We start from the raw sequence: 2841 nt of genomic DNA on the forward strand, positions 1-2841 counted from the left end.
GCGGGCAAGCGCGTGGGTGAGGCTACGGATCTGGCCCAGCGCTCCGGCGCGGCCATTGCCCAGGTTGTGCATATGGTGGAAAGCGCCGGTGACCAGGTACACTCCATTGCCACAGCGGCTGAGGAGCAGTCCGCAACCTCTGAGGAAATCAACCGGGCCATCAGCTCCATCAGCGACATTGCCACAGCCACTGATCAGGCCATGAGCCAGTGTACGGCCGCCATCGCGGATCTGGCGCGTCAGGCTCGCGACCTTGAAACCCTCATCGCGGGTTTGCGTTCAGGCGCGTAGCCGTATTCTCTGTCCTTTTGCCCCGACCTGACCGTGCTCCGGCCCGGTATGACAGCAAAGGCCCCACTGCTTGCAGTGGGGCCTTTGCCGCGCAGGGCGGATCTTTGCGGACTATGCTGCGTGACCGTGCGGGCCAGACGCTACCGCCAGGCCGCAGTGCAAAAAATTTCAGCAGTGCGAAAAGTTTCAGCCTGCTCAGGCGGTCTTTTGACGGGATTTTTTAAAGCGTGCCACAAGTTCGCGCAGGTCTTGCCGCGACAGGCCGAGCAGCGCGGGCAGACTCAGGCAGAGCAACACCGTTCCCACGCTGTACAGTACGCCGGAGATGAAAAAGCGCGAAAACGTGTCCATATCGCCCAGACCGGCCATGAGCGTACCTTCGCGGCAAAGCCAGGCCAGGCCCAGCAGCACGGCCAGACTCCATATCTGGTGGGCCACGTTGCGCCAGAAGCTCAGAGGCAGAAAGCGCGATGCCAGCCACAGGTAGACGTTGACGGTAATGATCTGCACCGCCACAGTTTTCAGGGCCAGCCCCACCGCGCCGAGGTTCAGGCCCATATACTCCGGCGGGGCCAGCAGAAACCAGGCGGCGGTAAAGCCGTAAACGCACTCGAGGGCCGCCATGTTGCGCAGCACGCGCGTACGCCCCGTGGCATGAAAGACCGATCCCGCCAACTGGCCGTATGCCTGATGCAGGGGGTACAGGGCCATGATCTGCACGGGCAGGGTGGCGGCGGCAAATTCCGCGCCGCCGAAAAAATCCACCAGGGCCGAGCCTTCCATAAGCGTAAAACAGGAAAAATAGGCCGCAACCACGTAAAGCAGGGGGGCAAAGCGCGTAAGCAGGCGGCCCATGGCTTCGCGGTCATTGTGTCCCCAGGCAATGGACAGTTCGCGCATGATCAGGGGCGTCATGGCAGAAACGAATAAAAAGCAGGCCATGCTGACTTTTTGCGACAGCGCAAAAAAGCCCTGCTGTACGCTGCCGTCAAACCACTGCAAAAGCCAGCGTTCGGCCGTGAGCAGCAAAAAGGAAAGCAGCGCCTGCACAAAAAGCGGATGGCTGTAAGTGAAGAATTCGCGGCTGTACGCCTTGCCCTGTCCTGCGGGCAACCTGAAGCGCACGGCCACGTCGCGGCTGCGCCAGTGGCGGCGCGTTACAAGCCAGTAGCCGAGGGCCATAAGGCCGAGCATGAGGTACTGCTGGGCAAAAAGCGTGTGTATGTTCAGCCAGTCCTGCCAGAACATGAGGCCCAGCAGGGCCACCATAAAAAGTGAGACGACTGTGCGCACCATTTCGGACGCCACCGTGGCTCCCACGGCGTCGTTCATTGAGCGCAGCACCCGCCCCCACCAGGTAAGAAAGGCCCAGAGAGCCGCCAGGGGGGCCAGCCACAAGGGTACATCAGGCATGAGCAGGTCGCCCAGAAGAGGGGCCTGCAAGGCCAGGGCCGCCAGCAGAATAATGCCCATCACAAGCACCGTTACGCGGGCGTAAAAGGTCGCAAGTCCGGTTTCGTTCTGCCTGCGCGACAGGGCGTTGTAAAAGCAGGTGGAGGTTCCCATATCCAGAAAGCCGGTGAGCTGCTGGAACAGGTTGGTGGCAAAGCTGTAGTTGCCGTACATTTGCGGTCCCAGAGCGCGCGGCAGTATGGCCTCCATGACCAGATAAACGGGCACGGTGGCGATATTGGCCAGAAGCTTGAAGGTATAGCGGCGCGCCAGGGTGGGAGTGGAGCTTTGCATGCACGGAAACTAGCTCACTTCCCCTCGGCTCTCAAGAGCGCGCGGGCTTTCAGCGAAAAAAAATCTGGCGCGTTATCGCCGGGCTGTGCATGCCGCCCGCCCGGCCTTGCCGGGCGCGTATTTACGCACGCGGTCTTTTGCCTTACCATAAAAAAATTGCCCGCGCCGCGCATGGCTGCGGGAAGACCCGCTATTATAACGCAAGGATGCCGTCATGGATGAGAGCCGCAGCAAAAAAATGAAGTCCGGCCTTGAAAAAGCCCCCCACCGTTCCCTGCTTTATGCCCTGGGCCTGACCAGGGAAGAAATGGACCGCCCGCTGGTAGGCGTGGTCAATGCGGCCAGCGAGGTTGTGCCGGGCCATCTACATCTCAATGCTCTTGCAGACGCGGTAAAAGCCGGAGTGCGCATGGCTGGAGGAACGCCTTTGCAGTTTCCGGCCATAGCCGTCTGCGACGGTCTTGCCATGAACCATGAAGGCATGCGTTTTTCATTGCCCTCGCGCGAGTTTATTGCCGATTCTGTGGAGATTATGGCCCGCGCCCACGCCTTTGACGCCCTGGTTTTCATACCTAACTGCGACAAGTGTGTGCCGGGCATGCTCATGGCTATGATGCGCCTTAATATACCTTCGGTCATGGTTTCCGGTGGTCCCATGCTGCCCGGCAATATCGGCCCGCGCCAACGCGGCGACCTGATCACGGTTTTTGAGGCCGTGGGCAAGGTGCGCAGCGGAGCCATGAGCGAAGAGGAACTGGAGTACATGGCCGAGCGCGCCTGCCACGGCTGCGGAGCCTGTGCGGG

General features: G+C 60.8%; 2 protein-coding genes and 1 pseudogene. 2 read left to right on the forward strand and 1 reads right to left on the reverse strand.

The features are described from left to right. A pseudogene (locus V6C07_RS09285) lies at positions 1-291 on the forward strand (methyl-accepting chemotaxis protein); the annotation flags it as partial. Positions 292-486: 195 nt separating this feature from the next. On the opposite strand, the gene V6C07_RS09290 reads toward V6C07_RS09285, so the two are convergent. After that, positions 487-2037 (reverse strand): lipopolysaccharide biosynthesis protein, encoded by a 1551-nt coding sequence (locus V6C07_RS09290; protein WP_333536150.1) that lies wholly within the window; start codon positions 2035-2037, stop codon positions 487-489. 214 nt (positions 2038-2251) lie between these two features. Here V6C07_RS09290 and V6C07_RS09295 point away from each other — a divergent pair. After that, a partial coding sequence (locus tag V6C07_RS09295) for a dihydroxy-acid dehydratase domain-containing protein (protein ID WP_333536151.1) occupies positions 2252-2841 on the forward strand: 590 nt, incomplete at its 3' end.

The sequence above is a fragment of the Desulfovibrio sp. 1214_IL3152 genome (assembly GCF_036763055.1).
GTDB lineage: Bacteria > Desulfobacterota > Desulfovibrionia > Desulfovibrionales > Desulfovibrionaceae > Desulfovibrio.

Coding starts and splice junctions, on each gene's coding strand:
- V6C07_RS09290 (WP_333536150.1), bottom strand. CDS start 2,037: ATGCAAAGCTCCACTCCCACCCTGGCGCGCCGCTATACCTTCAAGCTT.